Here is a 17,245-nt window from a genome sequence, read left to right as displayed (position 1 = left end):
GGCGTCAGTCCTGCGGACCCAGGCCGAGGTACGGGCCGAGCAGTCGGCGCAACCGGGCGAGCGTGACGTCTGCGGTCTTCCTCGCCTGCGTACGGGCGGTGGCGCCGACGTCCTGGGAAGCCCGCACGATGAGGGAGTCGATCAGCTCGGCCATCGTCTCCGGCTCCGGCTCACCGAACTCGGTGAGCGCCTGCCGCAGTGGCCCCTGGAGTTGGGCGTGGAACTCCTCCATCGGGCCCTGCAACACGCGCGGTTCCACCACCCGGGTGAGGGCTCGGGCCACCGCCTGCTCGGAGCTTGCGAACAGGTCGACGTTCGCCACCACGTACGCCCAGATGCGGGTGCCCGGCGTCGGCGCCGCCGCCACCCGCTCCAGGACCTGGCCCGCCCAGGTCGGAAAGACGTCCGCGACGACGGCGGCCAGGAGATCCTCGGCGGAGGCGAAGTACTGGTAGACGCTGGAGCGGGCGAGCCCGGCGCGACGTCCGATCGCCGCCATGGAGGGCGCCTGCTCGGTCTCGGCCAGCAGAGCGCGTGCCGCGTCCAGCAGGGCACGCCGCTGTCGGGCGTGGTGCTCGGCGACGCTGGCCGCCTGGATCCGCGGCACGCGCTCCTCCTCGTCTGGGTAGCTGGCCTAGGCGGTGACCTCAGACCGCGGCGTTGCTCTCGGCGGGCAACAGCCTGCCGTCGATCATCTCAAGTACCCGGTCGCAGTGGTGCAGCACCTCGTGGTCGTGGGTGACCATGACGGTGGCGACCCCGTGCTCGTGCGCCTCGCGGGCCAGCAGGGCGACGACGTCCTGACTGCGCTGGCGGTCCAGCGCCGCGGTCGGCTCGTCCACCAGGAGCACCTGGGGGCGGGTGACAAGTGCCCGCGCGATGCCGACCCGCTGCCGTTCGCCGCCGGAGAGCTGGTGCGGGCGTCGGTCCGCCTTGTGCGACATGCCGACCTCGGCCAGCAGCTCCCGGGGGTCGCGCGGGTTGGCGACCTTGCCGAAGGTCAGCGGCAGCCGTACCTGGTCCAGGCTGGTGAGCGAGGGGATCAGGTTGCCGCTCTGGAACACGAAGCCGATCCGCTCCCGACGGATCGCGGTGAGCCGGCGCGGCGACTGCGCGCTGAGGTCCAGGTCGTTGAGCCGGATCGTGCCCGAGGTGGGGCTGATGAGCGCTCCGCAGACCGCCAGCAGGCTGGACTTGCCGGCGCCGGAGGGGCCGACGATCGCGACCAGCTCGCCCGCCTCGACCTCCAGGTTGACCTTGTCGAGGGCGGTGACGGTGTCTTCGCCGTCGCCGTGGATCAGGGTGACGTCGGACAGGGACAGCATGGCGGTCATCGGTTGCCTCCGAGCGCGGTGAGCGGGTCGACGCGAGTGATGCGCAGGACGGCCACGGTGGCACCGACGACGCCCAGGATGAGCAGCAGAGCGGTGGCGACGGCGATGGGGGCGGCCTCCAGCACGAACGGCATGGGGGTGGCCGAGATGCCGACGCCGGCTGCCACACCGATGGCGACGCCGACCCCGGCGGAGAGGACGAGGAGCACCACCGACTGGAGCAGGCTGTCCCGAAGCAGGTAACGGGTGCTGGCACCGAGCGCCCGGATCACCGCGATCTCCTGCTTGCGCTGCACGGTGAGCACGGTGAAGAACGCGCCCACCACGAGGGCCGAGATGGCGTAGAGGAAGACCTGGATCAGCTGGAGCGTGGAGGTCTCGGCGGTGTAGCCCGGCGAGGCGCCGAAGGACTGCTCCAGGGTCAGCGAGGTCGTGCCGGCGGCCTTGTCACCGGCGGCCAGGTCGACGTCGGCACCGTCGGCGGCGCGTACGGCGACCGCGGTGATCTCGTTGTAGATGCGCTCGGGTGCGGCGTCGCCGGCCCGTACGCCTGCCTTCACTTCCTGCCACGAGCGCAGCGGAAGGTAACCGATGTCGACGTGACCGAAGGTGTGCTGCTCGCCGAGGATGCCCACCACCTTGAGGGGGGTCCCGGCGGGTTCCAGGGCGATCGTGTCGCCCACCGAAATGCCCAGCTCGGCGGCGGTGGAGCTGATCACCACCTCGCCTTCGCCGGCCAGGCGCTGACCCTCGGCGACGGCCGGGTCGAGGAAGGAACCGACCTCGACGCCGAAGAGGGCGAGGTCGACCTCGACTCCCTGGTTCGTCCGACCGTTGGCGAGGGTGTTGCCCAGCGGTGCCGCCTCGGCGACACCGTTCTGGGCCGCCCAGGTGTCGACGGCTGAGGTGTCCACCACGCTGCGGGAGAAGGCGGAGTCCTTGGCGACCTCGTGCTGGAAGGCCAGCGAGGTCACGGGGAGACGTTTCAGGCCGGAGACTCCGTCGTTGACCAGGCCGACGGAGAGTCCGCTCAGCAGTACGGTGAGGATCGCGATGAGCGCGACGACGACGCCCATCAGGGCGAATCGACCGCGGGCGAAGGTAAGTTCGCGTATGGCGAGGAACATGGGCTCACCGCATCCGATAGGTAGCCGACAGCATGTCGGCAAAGATACCGACGCCCTGTCGAGAAGATGGCGTCAGGGTGGATGCTGTAAGGGAACTCACGCAGAGTGAGGGGTGACTCGCCGAATTGCGGTTCGGCAGGTGGGCGCCCCTTCAATTCGTGAAAGCCGGGCATCGCGGCGACGAGTACGACGCCGTCCCAGGGCCGGCCCGCCTCCTCGCCCCGCGGAATCCGGGAGATCACCGGGCCGAAGAAGGTCATCGGATTTCCACCACTGTCGATGGTGCTGTTGTTCGCCAGTCCGTCGTCCATCCGAGCGAGCGCGATGGTGCGCCGCAAGGCGAGTCTCTGCCCGGCCGGGTTCGGTACGCCTTTCCGGGGCGGGCGCGGGGGCGACCGAATCATGCGTAAACGCCGATGTTAGCGCCATCAGGGAGCCTGCTGCGGGCGGCTCCCCCTGGACTGCGGCGGTGGGCAGGGCGATGCCTGCGCAGCGACGGTTCGGCACTGGCCGCGCCCAGGTTCCCGGCGCGGCCAGTCTCCATGAAACCACCAAGTTACGACTTGACGAACGACATGTTATCGCCCACATTCGATGTTCAAGGGTGATGACGCCGGAGGTTCACCGGGCAGGCCTGTGTCGTCGGATCTTGGTTCAGGCGTGCGCCAGGGCATGCGGACGCCACTGTTAGCGCTAACACGTCACGGCTCGGTCGCTGCGCGTCGTGGTGTGCCCGTCCTGGGCCGTTCGGGGTCCTGGTCATCTTGAAGGAGGATCATGTCTGCCTTTGGTAGATCTGAATTGCTCGCGCCGCCGTCGCGTCGGCGCGGGCGGTTGCTGCGCGTCGTCGCGGCCGGCGTGGCGGCGGTGGTGGGCGGTGTCACCGCCGTAGCGGTGACGTCGACCCCGGCCGCCGCGGCGACGGTCGACACGAACGCGTGGTACGTGCTGGTCAACCGCAACAGTGGCAAGGCGTTGGACGTGTACAACCTGGCCACCAACGACGGAGCGCGGATCACCCAGTGGACGCGTAACAACGGCAATCAGCAGCAGTGGCAGTTCGTCGACTCGGGTGGCGGCTACTACCGCCTGAAGTCGCGGTTGTCGGGCAAGGTGCTCGACATCTACAACTGGTCGACCGCCAACGGTGGCAGCATCGTGCAGTGGACCGACCACAACGGAGCGAATCAGCAGTTCCGGCTGGCCGACTCCGACGGTGGCCACGTCCGGTTGATCAGCCGGCACAGCAACAAGGTGGTGGAGGTGCAGGGCGCCTCGACCGCCGACGGTGGAAACATCGTGCAGTACGACGACTGGAACGGCGCCAACCAGCAGTGGCAGCTCGTCCGCGTCGACGGGGGCAACAACCCCGACCCGACCCCCACCACGCCGCCGCCGACGGGCACCTGCAACCTGCCGTCGTCGTACCGGTGGTCGTCGACCGGTGCGCTCGCGCAGCCGAGGTCGGGTTGGGTGTCGTTGAAGGACTTCACGCACGCGCCGTACAACGGTCAGCACCTGGTGTACGCCACCACCCACGACACGGGTACGACCTGGGGTTCGATGAACTTCGGCCTGTTCTCCAACTGGAACCAGATGGGCTCGGCCAGCCAGAACCAGATGCCGTTCGCCGCTGTCGCGCCGTCGTTGTTCTACTTCGCGCCGCGCAACATCTGGGTGCTTGCGTATCAGTGGGGTGGGCCGGCGTTCTCGTACCGGACGTCGACGAACCCGGCGAATGTGAACAGTTGGTCGGCGCATCAGACGTTGTTCACGGGCAGCATCTCGAACTCGGGTACCGGCCCGATCGATCAGGCGTTGATCGGTGATGACCAGAACATGTACCTGTTCTTCGCCGGTGACAACGGTCGGATCTACCGGGCGAGCATGCCGATCGGGAACTTCCCGGGCAGCTTCGGGTCGAACTACACCACGATCATGACGGACACCACGAACAACCTGTTCGAGGGTGTGCAGGTGTACAAGCTGCAGGGTCAGCAGCGGTACCTGATGCTGGTGGAGGCGATCGGTTCGCAGGGTCGTTACTTCCGGTCGTTCACCGCGACGAGTCTGGGTGGGACGTGGACGCCGCAGGCGGCCACCGAGAGCAACCCGTTCGCGGGCAAGGCCAACAGCAACGCGACCTGGACCAACGACATCAGCCACGGCGAGTTGATCCGCTCCAACGCCGACCAGACGATGACCGTCGACCCGTGCAACCTGCAACTGCTGTACCAGGGCCGTGCCCCGAACTCCGGCGGCGACTACGGCCTGCTGCCGTACCGCCCGGGCGTACTCACCCTGCAACGCTGACCAGGTGACACCGTCCCACCGATGACGTGGGACCGGGCGGGCTCGGCAACAGCCGAGCCCGCCCGACACGTCAGGTGACCTTGCTCTTGACCTTGTTCATCACGCCCTGCACCATCCCCGGGTCGGTCCCGTACAGGCGTGGGTCGCCCGGAGGCAGGACGGGTTCCGGTGCGTGCGCGCGAGGGCTGTGGTCGTAACGGAACTCTCCCTTGCCGTCCGGTGCCGGTCCGGACGCCCAGCGACCCTGGCCGGCGTCGCCGTCCGGGGAGAAGTCGAGATACGTGTAGCTGAACTCCTCGGTGAAATCCGGGGAGTCGGGGAAGGCATCCGGCACCGGCATGCCCTCCAGGCCGTCCTCCTTGAGCTGCTCGATGGCCGCCATCCACATGTTCTGGTGCATCGTGTCGCGGGCCAGCAGGAACCGCAGCATCTGCTTGACGCCGGGATCGTCGGTCATGTTGAACAGACGGGAGACCTGGAGTCGGCCCTGGGCCTCGGCGGTGACGTTGAGCTGGAAGTCGGCCATCAGGTTGCCGCTCGCGGTGACGTAGTTGCCGTTCCACGGCACACCCACGCTGTCGACAGGCATCGCACCCCCGCCGCCGTGGATGAAGTGCGCCGGGTTCGAGCCGCCGTAGATCGCCCCCACCATCGGATTGCCCTCGGCAGCCTCCGCCAGGGACAACGGCGCGTGTTCCAACAGCCGGGTGATCATGGTGGCGATCATCTCGACGTGGCCCATCTCCTCGGTGCCGACATCGAGCAGCAGGTCCTTGTACTTACCGGGCAGCCGACAGTTCCAGCCCTGGTAGAGGTACTGGTTGGCGACTGTCATCTCGCCCCACTTGCCGCCCAGGACCTCCTGCAACCGGCGGGCGAAAGCGGCGTCCGGCCCGTCCGGTTTGGCCTCGAACTGAAGGTTCTTGATGTGGCTGAACACACGGCCTCCTCGTCGTAGAAACGCTGTCGAGGTGCCTTCCCGCCCCGGTGGCATCCACGGGCCATCCGGTGGCCCGTCCGGGCCAACCTCCAGGTCAGCCTGCGACCGTCTGGGCGATCAGGTGCTGCAGCACCGCCTGGACGTCACCGTCGGTGCCGGCCATGACCCGACGTTGCCGGGTCGCTCCGGTGCCCTCCCGGCGCAGCCGGTCGACCTGCCGCAGCACCAGGTCGAGATCGTCGTAGCGGGCCAACGCGGGCGTGACGGTGTCGAGCAGGTCGTCGACGAGGTCCCAGGCGGGCCGGGCACCGCCGCCGAGCAGGTCGACGAGCACCCCGTCGACCCCGTCGTGGGCGGCCCGCCAGTGCGCGGCCGCGACCAGGCAGTCCCGGATCCGTACGGGTGGCACGCCGTCGCGTACCCGGTCGATCATCGTGACGACGAGCGCCCGGACCAGTGCGGCGACCAGGACGGTGTCCTCCACGGACGGGCAGACGTCGCCGACCCGGACCTCGACGGTGGGGTACTTGGTCGACGGCCGGGCGTACCAGTAGACCATCGCGGCATCGAGCATGATCCCGGCGGTGATCAACTCCTGCACCGTGGCGTCGTAGTCGGCGACCGACTCGAAGTGCGGGGTGGGTCCGATGCTCGGCCAGCGTTCCAGTTGCATGGACCGCCAACTGTTGTGGCCGGTGTCCCGACCGTCGTACAGCGGCGAGTTGGCGGTGAGCGCCTGCACCACCGGCAGCCAGGGACGCAGATGGTTGCAGACCTGCACGGCCAGTTCCCGGTCCGCCACCCCGACGTGCACGTGGCAGCCACACACCGCCGGGTCGTGCGCGACCGGCCCGAAACGGCGGGACATGGCGTGGTACCGCTGCTCGTCCGGCACCGTGAGATGGGCTTCGCAGACCGGCGTGGCCCCCACCGCCACCAGCCGTGCTCCGGCCGTCGACGCCGCCTCGGCGGCCGCGCGGCGCAGGGTGATCAGGTGCTCGCGCAACTGCGTCAGGTCGGCACAGACCGGGGTGACCATCTCCAGCATGCTGTGCCGGAACTCCTGGCGACTCTGCGTGCGAGCGGTGCCGGACAGGGCGTCGAGCACCTGCTCGGCGACCGGCAGACTCTCCCCGGTCTCCGGGTCCAGCAGCAGGAACTCCTCCTCCACTCCGAGGGTGAGGCGGTCCTGCTCGACCCCGCGGCTACTCGACGCCATGGGTCTGGAGCCAGAGTTCGAGCAGGCCGAGCTGCCACAGCTTGTTGCTGCCGGCCGCCGCCTGGGCCGCCTGCGGATCGGCGAGCAACCGTTCGACGTACTCGGGCCGGAACAGTGCGCGTTGCCGGGCGGCCGGCGCCCGCAGCGCCTCGACGACCAGTTCGCGGACCGGCCCGTCGACGTTGCGCAGCGCCGGCACCGGGAAGTAGCCCTTGGGTCGGTCGATCACCTCCGCCGGCAGGACCTGCCGGGCGACCTCCTTGAGGACGCCCTTGCCGCCCTGGGCGACCTTGTGCTCCGGAGGGCAGGCGGCGGCGAGCATGACCAGGTCCTGGTCGAGGAAGGGCGTACGCACCTCCAGCCCCCAGGCCATGCTCATGCTGTCGACCCGCTTCACCGGGTCGTCGGGCAGCATGCGGTGGGTGTCCAGTCGCAGGACGGCGTCCAACGCGGTGTCCGCGCCGGGGGCGGCCAGGTCGGCGTCGACCAGGTCACCGCTGGCATCGTCGACGAGGGCGTACGCGGGGCCGACGACCCCCGCCAACTCCGCGTGCTCGTGATCGAAGAACGCCTCCGCGAATGCCCCGGCGGCCTGGTGCCGGGGCACCTCGGTGAACGGCTGGTGATAGCCGTACCCGGCGAACACCTCGTCCGCGCCCTGCCCGGACTGTGCCACCTTGACGTGCCGTGCGACCTGCTCGGAGAGCAGGTGGAAGGCGACCACGTCGTGGCTGCCCATCGGCTCGGTCATCGCCCCGATCGTCCGGCGTACGGCCGGCACCAGGTCGTCGTTGGCGAGCTGGATGCGTTGGTGGTCGGTGTCGAAGGCGCGGGCCACCAGGTCGGAATAGTGGAACTCGTCGCCGGCCTCGCCACCCCGACTGTCGAAACCGATGCTGAAGGTGCGCAGGTGCTCCTGCCCCGCCTCGGCGAGCAGCGCCACGATGAGACTGGAGTCGAGCCCACCGGAGAGCAGCACACCGACCGGCACATCGGCGACAAGTCGCCGGGCCACGGCCGTACGCAGCGCGTCGCCGATCGCGTCCTGCCAGTCCCGGGCGTCCCAGTCGCGGTGGGTGGCTTGCCGGACGTAGTCGGGCCGCCAGTAGACCCGTTCCCGGCTGTGCCCGTCGGCCTCGACCACCCGCACGGTCGCCGGTGGCAGCTTCCGCACCCCGCGCAGGATGGTCCGGGGCGCGGGCACGATCGAATGCCAGGACAGGTAGTGGTGCAGGGCCACCGGATCGACGTCGGTGTCCACCTCACCGGCGGCCAGCAGCGCCGGGAGGGTCGACGCGAAGCGCAGCCGGCCTGCTGTCTCGGCCAGGTAGAGGGGTTTGATGCCGAGCCGGTCCCGGGCCAGCACCAGCCGCCGTCGCGCCCGGTCGACCAGGCCGACGGCGAACATGCCCACCAGGTGGTCGACGAAGTTCTCACCCCACTGGGCGTACGCCACCAGGATCACCTCGGTGTCGCTGGTGGAGTGGAAGGCGTGCCCGGCGGTCCGCAACTCCTCGCGGAGCTGCGGGTAGTTGTAGATGCAGCCGTTGAACACCAGGGCCAACCCGAGGTCTTCCCGCACCATCGGTTGACTGCCGGCCTCGGACAGGTCGATGATCGTCAACCGTCGATGACCGAGGGTCACCCAGTCGGCACTCCACCGGCCCGTGCCGTCCGGACCCCGGGACCGCATCGCCTCGGTCATCCGAGTCACCGCGGCAGCGTCCGGGCTCGTACCGTCGAACCTCGCCTCTCCACTGATCCCGCACATGCCTCCCCCTAGCTAGCCATAGGTCAGCGAACACGCGCTCGGAGCAGCGGCTGACCTTGACCGTATGCGGCCCGGAGGGGCGACCGAGCCTAGATCGGTGAGGAGGAATATCGAGCGTCCATCACGCTTTGCCCCGCAGGTCGACACGGATGCTGTCGAGGAGCACCCCGGACGCCTGCTCGACGACGACAGGGGTCCGCGAGCGGAGCGGGTCCTTCGCGCCGATGACCGGCAGCGGCACCAGGGTGCAGTCCGTCACCACCACGTCGCGGTACTCCAGCACCCGCACCGAATGGTCGACCTCGCTGCGGCCCCAGCCCGCGATCCGGATCGCGTACAACGGGCCGTTCCAGGACACCCGGGCATCCGACACCCGGATCCGTTGCCCGATGACGTCGTCGTCGCCGACGTGGAAGCGGTCGGTGTTGTCGCCCGGCAGCAGCCGGAAGCCGATCTCGACGTCCGACAGGCGGGCCCGCCGCACCGACACGTCGTGCACGGAGCTGAGATAGAAGCCCTCGAAGGCGTCGCTGACCACCAGATCCTGGATGTCGATGTGGTGGGGGTGGTACGACGGCCCGCTGATCGAGCTGACACTGTCGCCGACCGCACCCCAGTGCACCGCGATGCCGGTGCAGCCACCCACGATCGACACGTCGGCGAGGGTGAGGTGGCGTACCGCCCCGACGAGCGCGATGCAGTTGGCGGCCCGGGTGTCCGGGCGCTCCACCCGTACCCGGCGAAGCTGGATTCCCTCGATCCACTCCGCCTCGGCCGGGTAGAGGTAACTGCCGACGGTGATGGCGGTGCCCCGGTCCCCGCCGTGCTCGCCGGGGGAGACCGGTGGCGGTCGGAACCCGATGTCCTGGATCGTCACCTGGGAGCCGAGGACGTGGACGATCGGCTGGCCGTCCGAGGCGGACGAGGTCAACCAGGTTCGTACCGGCCCGTCGTGCTGGGGCGCGCCGGCCAGGGTCCAGCCCGCACCGACGACGATCCCGCCGTCGAGCGGGAAGGTGCCGGCCGGCAGGTGCAGCGTGCCGCCTGCCCCATCGGCCAGGAGGCGTTCGATCGCGTGCCGATTGGCCGCCGGGTCGGCGCCCAGCGGCACGTCGCGACGGTCCGTTGCGGCCATTTCAGCACTCCACTTCGGTGACCTGGCAGGCGATCTCCGACACTCGTGGCCGTACCGTCTCGGCCGCCGGGTCGGTCAGCCCGAGCAGCACCGGCCCCGCAGTGGCCCGCTCAATCAGCACGTCGAGCACATCCGGCGCGACAGTCGTCGTACGCACCGGGCAGTCGGTGCCGTCGAGGAGATGCGTGGCGCGCACGACCAGGCGGTCGGTCTGCGGTGCTCGGGTGAACGGTGACGCCTCGAACAGGGCGTACCCCGCTCCCCGCTTGGCCACCCGGACCGCCTTCAGCACGGTCTGGCCCTGCTGACGACGCAGCCAGGGTCGGGTGGGATGGCGGAACGCCGCCGGCGGCACCGAGGCGACGGTGGTACGCAACCGGCAGCGTACGGTCGGGCCCGGCGCGTTGACCACGACGAACCTGGACCGGGCGGGCCCCTCGGTGCGTCCCTTCGCCCCCACCAGACCGCCGGCGCTGACCAGGCCGGCGAGCTGCGCCGACGCCCCGGTCAGCGGCGGCCCGTCCGGGCTGTCGTCGCCGCCCTCGATCGCGGTCACCTCGACCTGATTGATCCGTACGCCGACCGCCGCCAGCGGGCTGAGCGCCGGGGCCGCCCACGGCGGCAACGTGGCGTCCGCCAGCTCGATGATCAGCAGATCGTCGACGCCCATCTCCGGCGCGCCCAGGTCGAACTCGACCCAGGCGTGGGCCTCCACCATCCGCAGCCGCCCACGCTGACGGCAGATCAGCGCGGCGGCCCGGGCCACCCCCTGGGCCCGGACCATGATCAGCCGGGGCAGCTCCCGCATGCCGCGGTCGGGCACCACGGTGCGGGACCAGGCCGCCTGCGTGGCACCGTCCACGTGCAGATCGACGCGTACCCGGATCGGCCGCCCGCCGCTGCGTACCTTGAGCATGACCGCGCCGGAGTCGCCCTGGACCCGCCCGACGATGGCCGCGCCCCGGGTGAGCTGGTCGGCGACCAGCACCTCGGGGTCGCCGCCGCTGGTGAACACGGCGGGCAGTTCGCGCGGCGCAGCCGGCTCGTCGAACTCGGTGGCGAACCGGGCACCCGTGGCCGTCACCGCTGCCCCCCGGGCCGGTGCAGGTCGGTGCGGGTCAACACCGGCTCGCGGCGGTTCCACATCCGCTCCACCGCCTCGAACAGCGGATCGGCGTCGCTCTCGATGTGCCGGAACGCGACCTGTACGGATTTGAGCAGATGGTCGGCGGGCCAGACCTCCCACTGCGGCACCTGCGGGGTGAACAGGTCGGTGCCGCTGCGGTAGAACCACAACCACAGCCGGGCCCGCTCGACCTGCTCAGCGGAGATCAGCTCCTCGCCGCTGCCGAGCGCGCCGATCGCCGAGTCCAGGGCCTTCCAGTACGTCTCCGGGTCGTGCACGACGGTGGACAGGCCGCACTCGCTCCACTCGGACCAACCCGCCTGGATCACCGGGATGCCGTACGCGGGCAGCTCGTTGCTCACGCTGCCCCGCACGGTCACACCGAGGTCGACCAGGCTCCACAACCCGTTCTTGCTCAGATCCTTGCTGGGCTGGAACACCATGTGCCGGTGTCGGGCGTACCGGGCGGCCACCGACTCGAAGAAGCCGGTGCTGTCGTACCGGAACTGGCTCGGATGATCCTGGAACAGCCACTGCACCTGCGTCGCGGTGCTCGCGAACCGGGCCGTCTCCTCGAACCAGTCGGCCAACGTGGGGAAGGACTGGTGGTTGGTGCCGGGTGCGTCGGAGACGGCGTGGTTGAACACCGCCACCATCGGCCGCGCCGGGTCGAAGCCCAGACGCGCCGCGAAATGGGTACGCAGCCGGGCCCGCTCCGCGCTGTTGTTGATGTCGACCGAGGCGCTGGCCCCACCCCGCCACCAGCTCGGGCGGCCCAGGTTGACCTTCGAACGCCAGGCCACCAGCTCCGCGTTGCGGCGTACCTCCTCGCGTCGGGACCAGACCCGCTCGGCGAAGAAGGCACCGATCTGCTGGGTGAGCTCGCCCCGGAAGGTGTGCTTGCCGGTGTCGGTCTCGGGAAACAGGGCGTACGCCTTCAGGCACCCGGTCTGCTGGGTGTGCACCACCGGCACCCCGGCGCGCCGGGCGGAGTCGACCGCCAGGCCCCAGTGGTCGTAGTCGACGTGGCTGGTCACCAGCGCCACCACCGATTCGTCCCCCAGCAGCGCGTCGTACGCCGACGAGATGGCCCGGGCCAGTGCCTGCCGCCGCTGGTAGCGCGGGTCGGCGGTGGGATCCTCGGGCGGTCGGGGCCGCTTGGTCACCCGGCAGTAGGTGGCGCTGACGAACTCCGCAAGCGTCTGCTCGCTGATCGCCGGTCCGGGGCGCAGCGGCCTGCCGAACAGCTCCAGCCGTACCTGGCTCGGCGTGGCGGACCGGGCCGGCCCGTCGACCAGGCGGTACAGGTCGATGACCTCGCTCGCGCCGTACGCCTCGGCGAGCCGCCGGACCAGCTGCACGTCGAACTCGGTCCAGAGCGCGTCGTGCCACATCTGCTCGACCCCGGTGACGACGACGAGCTGCGCGGGGACGATCCGGCGGATCGCGTTGGCCACCGCCAGGTTCCGCAGCGCCACCCGGATGTCCTGGTGGAACACCTCGACGACCAGGTACCGCTGGGACGACGTGGATCCCAGGTTCTTGCGCCAGTACACCGAGGCGGCGTCGAGGAACCCGTCGAACGCCTTCTTGTCAGCCCTGAGCCACACCCGAGACCCGTCCTCACCCCGTAACGGCAACCAGCGTCGGGACTGTACGGTCCGGTTACGCACGGCAGCCGAACAGTCGGTGACCAGCCGGTGAAGACCTGTCTCCCCCGTTCGGGGGAGCGTGATTTCCCGATGATCGGGGAGGCGCCGGCAGGCGGCCCGCTGGCATGCTCGCGGGTATGGCGAATCCGGACCAGAAGCCGACCGATCCGGCCGATGCGGACCCCCGTGGCGGGGCAGCCAGGTGGGGTGCGCCGCTGGTGCTCGCGGCGGCGGTCGGAATGCTGCTCGTGGCGACCCCGTGGTGGGGAGTGGACGGTCTCGACGAGACCTCCAGTCCATGGTTCGTGGATCTGGAACGGCTGGTGCTCGGGCTCGCGAATTTCGCGGCGGTCGCGGCGGTCGCGTTGTCCCGGTACCGGCTCGGGGCGGCCTGCGTGGTGGCGACCGTCCCGTGGGTTCTCTCGCCGTTGCTGGGTGCAGTCGCCTGGGCCTGGTGGTCGGCCGTGCTGGCCGTGCTCGGGATCGCTGTCCTCGACGGTGCGCGCCGGCTCTCCCTCGCCATGGCGGCCCTGGCCGTCACGCTCGCGGTCGTGTACTGCACCAGCGGGATGTACTGGCAGGTGCCGATCGTCGGGCCGGTCAACCTCTTCTCCCGTGAGCCGGATCGGTGGCTCGACGAGACGCGGCTGATCTACCTTGCGTTCTATCTGGGCGCGGTCGGCGTCGTCGTGCTGCTCGCCGCTGTACTGCGCCGACGTCGCGCCGCTCGCCTCAGATCGATAGCAGTCACTCCCGCAGCGGCAGCAGCGCCCATGCCACCTGCGGTCGAGTCGCCCGAGGTGACCGGGCCGGGGGTGGTCGAGGCTGAGTCGTCGGTGGGACCGGTCGGATCGGAGGTGGCCGAGGTCGGACCGCAGGCGACGCCTGTTGGGCCGGCGGCCGTCGGGGCCGGAGCGCAGGTGTTGACCGGGCCGTGGGCTGAACGGATCGCGACACTCACTGCCCGGGAGCGGGAGGTGTTGCTGGCCGTCGCCCGGGGCCGATCCAACGCCGAGGTGGCCGCGGACCTCGGCATCGGAGACGAGACCGTCAAGACCCACGTCTCCGAGGTGCTGCGCAAGCTCGGCTGCCGCGACCGCGTACAGGCGGTGATCGCCGTATACGAATCAGGCCTGCGATAGGGCGACCCGGCCGGTCCCTCTCGGTGATCGACTCCGTTTCGCCGAAACGGCGGTATCCCGCCGTCGCGAACCCCGCCATTTCGCCGAAACCGCGCGCCGGCGAACCGGACCCCAATTCGCTCGGCTATCCGGGGGCGGGTCGGCATGATTGGTCTGAGGGTCGGGGAGGTGGAGGTGCGGATCGAGGTCACCGCGCTGCGGGACGCCCGAGCGGTGCTGCTTGTCGAAGGGACCAGCGACCTGGTCGCCGTGCAGACCCTGGCGCAACGCCGGGGACGGGACCTGACCGGCGAGGGCGTACGGGTGCTGGCCATGGGCGGGGCCACCAACATCGGGCACTACCTGGAGCAACTCGGCCCGCGTGGCCGTGACCTGCGCCTGGCCGGCCTCTACGACGTCGCTGAGGAGGGCTTCGTCCGGCGAGGGCTGGAACGGGCGGGCCTCGGTGTGGCCCCGCTCAGTGAGCTGGGCTTCCACGTCTGTGTGCGTGATCTGGAGGACGAGCTGATCCGGGCGCTCGGCACCGACGGGATGCAGGAGGTGTTGGCGGCCGAGGGGGATCTGCGCTCGTTCCGGCTCTTTCAGCGACAGCCCGCGCAGCAGGGCCGCGAGCTGCCGGCTCAGCTGCGCCGGTTCATCGGCACCCGGTCCGGCCGCAAGGAGGCGTACGCCCGGCTGCTGGTGCAGGCGCTCGACCTGGAGCGCGTGCCGCGTCCGTTGAACGCGGTGCTCGCGTCGGTGACGCCGCCGGGCGGGGCGTCACCAGCTCGGCAGCATCGAACCGGTTAGTCGGCCACCGAAGCGGTAGACCACGCACATCACGTCCCGGTCGCCGTCGGCCCAGGTCTCCACTGTGGGCAGCACCGGGTAGAAGCGCAGTGCCTGGCCGGTGTCGTCGGGCCAGGTGCTGGTGAACAGTTGCCGGCAGGCCGACCAGGCGAACTCCCGTAGCGCCACCGGGTCCCAGTTGGTGTCGTCGGCGTGCACGAAGCCGTACACCTGGTTGTCGGCACCCAGTGCGCAGGGCCGGTAGCGGACGACGACGCCGCCTGCCTCCGGCAGGTGGGCCGGATCATCGAAGCACTCGCCGCCCTCGATGTGAAGGATGCCCGGTGTCTGCGCGTCGACGAAGGTCTCGTCCTTGACGACGGCGGGGGCCGATGTGGCGCTGCCGGCCATGGTGGCGAGCAGTCCCGCCGTGCAGAGCAGGGCGACGACGCCGCGCAGCGAACGGCGCGGGAGCTGGCCGGTGACAGTGTCCTGGTTGGTCATAGCGCGTCGATCGTAGGAACGCGATCCCTTCCGGCGAGCTGCTCACAGGTGTCGACGAGGTGACGCGACGACCAACACCGGCTGGTGGGGCAGGCGACGCGGCGAGTGTTCATGTGCTGGAAAGGATCTTGTAGCTGTCCGGTTGAGCGGGACTGGGCCAATGACGACGGCGCGCCGCCCGCACAACCCGTGGTCGGGCGCCACCCACCTCCTCATTTGAAGGGTGACCAGAGTCGTGACCGACCAGAAGCTCCCCTGGAGCATCGGGGCCCGTCGGGCGAAGATCGTGGCGATCGGTGCCGCGGCACTGCTCGCCGGGGGCGTGGCCCTCAGCCCCGCCGCCTTCGGTGATGCAACGCCAGCCAAGTTTCCCGCCGCCGAGATTCACAAGCCGTCGCCGGTGCCGGACCGGATCATGTTGACCCCCACCGCCACCCCGTCCACCTCGCAGCGGGTGACCTGGCGGGCCGAGGCCACGGCGGAGTGGGCGCGGGCCGAACTCCTCGAGGCCCCCCGGGCTCTCGTCGGTGGCGTGCCGGCGTCCGGCAGCGCGGTGACCCGCCTCGCCGCCCTCTCCAGCACCCCGGTCAACACCTCCCTGGGGTACGCCTCGACCTACCACACCGTCGAGTTCACCGGCCTGAAGCCGGACACCCGGTACACGTACCGGGTCGGCGACGGCACCAACTGGAGTGAGTGGATCGACTTCACCACCGCGGCCAGCGACTTCGAGCCGTTCTCGTTCATCTACTACGGCGACGCGCAGAACAACATCGACTCGGCGGTGCCCCGGGTGTTCCGGCAGGCGTTCGCCGAGCGGCCCGAGGCCAAGATGATCGTCAACGCCGGTGACCTCATCGACAACGCCAACAGCGAAGAACAGTGGGGCCAGTGGTACAAGGCCAGCGGCTTCATCGACGGCCAGATCAACAACATCTCGGTGCCGGGTAACCACGAGTACAGCGGCGGCCTGTCGCAGTTCTGGCGGCCGCAGTTCCCGTACCCGGACAACGGCCCGGGCAACCCGGAGCTGAAGCAGACCGTCTACTACGTCGACTACCAGGGCGTACGCTTCATCGCCCTGGACTCGAACCACCAGAGCAACAGCACCCTGATGGCCGCCCAGACCGCCTGGCTGGAGGGTGTGCTCCGGGACAACCCGAACAAGTGGACGGTGGTCACCTTCCACCACCCGGTCTACTCGACCACGGGTACCCGCAACAACCCGCAGGTCCGGGCCCAGTGGGGCCCGCTGTTCGAGCGGTACGGCGTGGACCTGGTGCTGCAGGGCCACGACCACTCGTACGGCCGGGGCAACGTGGCCACCAACCGCCGCTCGGCCGCCGTGCACGAGGGCACGGTGTACGCGGTGTCGGTCTCCGGCGGCAAGATGTACGCCCTCAACAACGGTCAGAACTGGACCGGCAACGGTGCCGAGGTGACCAGCACCAGCCAGAACACCCAGCTCTACCAGCTCATCGACGTCTCGCAGGGCACCCTGCGCTACGAGGCCCGGTACGCCAACGGTGAGCACCACGACGGGTTCCTGATCCGCAAGAACGACGAGGGCGAGCGGACCGTCAACGAGCTGCGTACCCCGTCGAACACGACGGGCCAGCACGTCACGGTCGACCGGACCAGCGTCGCGGTCAAGGGCGAGGTCAAGGTCTCCGCGTACGGCTACGACCCGGCCGAGAAGGTCGCCGTCTCGCTGCGCAAGCTCGGCAACACCCCCGGTCAGGCCGAGATCCCCGTGGCCAACCTGACCGCGGACCAGCTGGGCCGGATCAGCTACCAGCTGGCGATTCCCGCCTCCGCCAAGGCCGGCGGCACCTACGAGGTGTTCCTGTCCAGCGCCAACCAGCAGATCACCAGCCCGGCGATCACGCTTAACGGTTGGCGTGCCGACGTCCAGGCCCGCGCGCACTGCGTCGGTGCCAACGCGTACGTCTCGGTCACCCTGCGCAACGGCGAGGGTGAGCCGCTGAGCGTCGAGATGGTGACCCCGTACGGGTCGCGGACCATCGCCGGCGTGGCCGGTGGCAAGTCCGCCAGCCAGGCGTTCAACAGCCGGGCCAAGTCGGTCCCGGCCGGCGTCGCGACCGTCGACGTCACCGGGATGGTCGACGGTGACCCGGTCACCATGCGGGTCGAGGCTGCCTACGAGGCGGCCAGCTGCGAGTAGCCCGGGTGCGGTGGCGGTGCCGGATCGAC

General features: G+C 70.0%; 15 protein-coding genes. 4 read left to right on the top strand and 11 right to left on the bottom strand.

The window, feature by feature from the left end; genetic code table 11:
* Positions 1-4: 4 nt before the first annotated feature.
* The 4 genes from VAB18032_RS28730 to VAB18032_RS33620 are packed head-to-tail and all read right to left on the bottom strand — an operon-like array spanning position 5 to position 2,772.
* Positions 5-607, bottom strand: coding sequence for a TetR/AcrR family transcriptional regulator (locus tag VAB18032_RS28730; RefSeq protein ID WP_013736450.1), 603 nt, complete (start codon positions 605-607; stop codon positions 5-7).
* A 40-nt stretch (positions 608-647) separates the two neighbouring features.
* Positions 648-1,334, bottom strand: a complete 687-nt coding sequence (locus VAB18032_RS28725) for an ABC transporter ATP-binding protein (protein ID WP_013736449.1) — start codon at positions 1,332-1,334, stop codon at positions 648-650.
* Positions 1,331-2,410: an ABC transporter permease gene (locus VAB18032_RS28720; RefSeq protein WP_232510868.1), complete on the bottom strand. Its 1,080-nt coding sequence runs from the start codon at positions 2,408-2,410 to the stop codon at positions 1,331-1,333. The genes VAB18032_RS28725 and VAB18032_RS28720 overlap by 4 nt, the downstream gene beginning before the upstream one ends.
* Entirely contained in the window at positions 2,410-2,772 is a 363-nt protein-coding gene (locus VAB18032_RS33620) for a mycothiol-dependent nitroreductase Rv2466c family protein (RefSeq protein WP_415878012.1), read from the bottom strand. Before VAB18032_RS33620 ends, VAB18032_RS28720 begins: the two co-directional genes overlap by 1 nt.
* A gap of 466 nt (positions 2,773-3,238) precedes the next feature.
* Between VAB18032_RS33620 and VAB18032_RS28715 the strand changes: the two genes are divergently transcribed.
* Positions 3,239-4,774: a non-reducing end alpha-L-arabinofuranosidase family hydrolase gene (locus tag VAB18032_RS28715; RefSeq protein ID WP_081476218.1), complete on the top strand. Its 1,536-nt coding sequence runs from the start codon at positions 3,239-3,241 to the stop codon at positions 4,772-4,774.
* 70 nt (positions 4,775-4,844) lie between these two features.
* On the opposite strand, the gene VAB18032_RS28710 is transcribed toward VAB18032_RS28715, so the two are convergent.
* The 6 genes from VAB18032_RS28710 to VAB18032_RS28685 form a co-directional block, all read right to left on the bottom strand.
* On the bottom strand, positions 4,845-5,714 hold the full coding sequence (locus VAB18032_RS28710) for a manganese catalase (protein WP_013736446.1): 870 nt from the start codon (positions 5,712-5,714) through the stop codon (positions 4,845-4,847).
* A gap of 94 nt (positions 5,715-5,808) precedes the next feature.
* The gene (locus VAB18032_RS28705; protein WP_043722315.1) at positions 5,809-6,933 is read right to left on the bottom strand and encodes a carboxylate-amine ligase; all 1,125 of its coding nucleotides are present in this window, start codon (positions 6,931-6,933) and stop codon (positions 5,809-5,811) included.
* Complete coding sequence (locus tag VAB18032_RS28700) at positions 6,920-8,704, bottom strand: N-acetylglutaminylglutamine amidotransferase (RefSeq protein WP_043722312.1); 1,785 nt, start codon at positions 8,702-8,704, stop codon at positions 6,920-6,922. Before VAB18032_RS28700 ends, VAB18032_RS28705 begins: the two co-directional genes overlap by 14 nt.
* Positions 8,705-8,825: 121 nt before the next feature.
* On the bottom strand, positions 8,826-9,839 hold the full coding sequence (locus tag VAB18032_RS28695; RefSeq protein ID WP_013736443.1) for a right-handed parallel beta-helix repeat-containing protein: 1,014 nt from the start codon (positions 9,837-9,839) through the stop codon (positions 8,826-8,828).
* Position 9,840: 1 nt separating this feature from the next.
* Positions 9,841-10,923: a hypothetical protein gene (locus tag VAB18032_RS28690; RefSeq protein WP_043726025.1), complete on the bottom strand. Its 1,083-nt coding sequence runs from the start codon at positions 10,921-10,923 to the stop codon at positions 9,841-9,843.
* Positions 10,920-12,575, bottom strand: a complete 1,656-nt coding sequence (locus tag VAB18032_RS28685; protein WP_013736441.1) for a hypothetical protein — start codon at positions 12,573-12,575, stop codon at positions 10,920-10,922. Before VAB18032_RS28685 ends, VAB18032_RS28690 begins: the two co-directional genes overlap by 4 nt.
* 179 nt (positions 12,576-12,754) lie before the next feature.
* Between VAB18032_RS28685 and VAB18032_RS33615 the strand changes: the two genes are divergently transcribed.
* The gene (locus VAB18032_RS33615; protein ID WP_415878011.1) at positions 12,755-13,759 is read left to right on the top strand and encodes a response regulator transcription factor; all 1,005 of its coding nucleotides are present in this window, start codon (positions 12,755-12,757) and stop codon (positions 13,757-13,759) included.
* Positions 13,760-13,903: 144 nt separating this feature from the next.
* Entirely contained in the window at positions 13,904-14,548 is a 645-nt protein-coding gene (locus tag VAB18032_RS28675; RefSeq protein WP_198408918.1) for a TOPRIM nucleotidyl transferase/hydrolase domain-containing protein, read from the top strand.
* Here the strand turns inward: VAB18032_RS28675 and VAB18032_RS28670 are convergent.
* Positions 14,519-15,031, bottom strand: coding sequence for a hypothetical protein (locus VAB18032_RS28670; RefSeq protein WP_013736438.1), 513 nt, complete (start codon positions 15,029-15,031; stop codon positions 14,519-14,521). The two genes, VAB18032_RS28675 and VAB18032_RS28670, sit on opposite strands and share 30 nt — an antisense overlap.
* Before the next feature lie 223 nt (positions 15,032-15,254).
* On the opposite strand from VAB18032_RS28670, the gene VAB18032_RS28665 reads away from it, so the two are divergent.
* Complete coding sequence (locus VAB18032_RS28665) at positions 15,255-17,216, top strand: purple acid phosphatase family protein (RefSeq protein WP_198408917.1); 1,962 nt, start codon at positions 15,255-15,257, stop codon at positions 17,214-17,216.
* Positions 17,217-17,245 lie beyond the last annotated feature (29 nt).

The organism is Micromonospora maris AB-18-032, assembly GCF_000204155.1.
Lineage (GTDB): Bacteria > Actinomycetota > Actinomycetes > Mycobacteriales > Micromonosporaceae > Micromonospora > Micromonospora gifhornensis.
The sequence above is the reverse complement of the archived record's forward strand: the minus strand, read 5'-3'. Positions and strand labels throughout refer to the sequence as shown.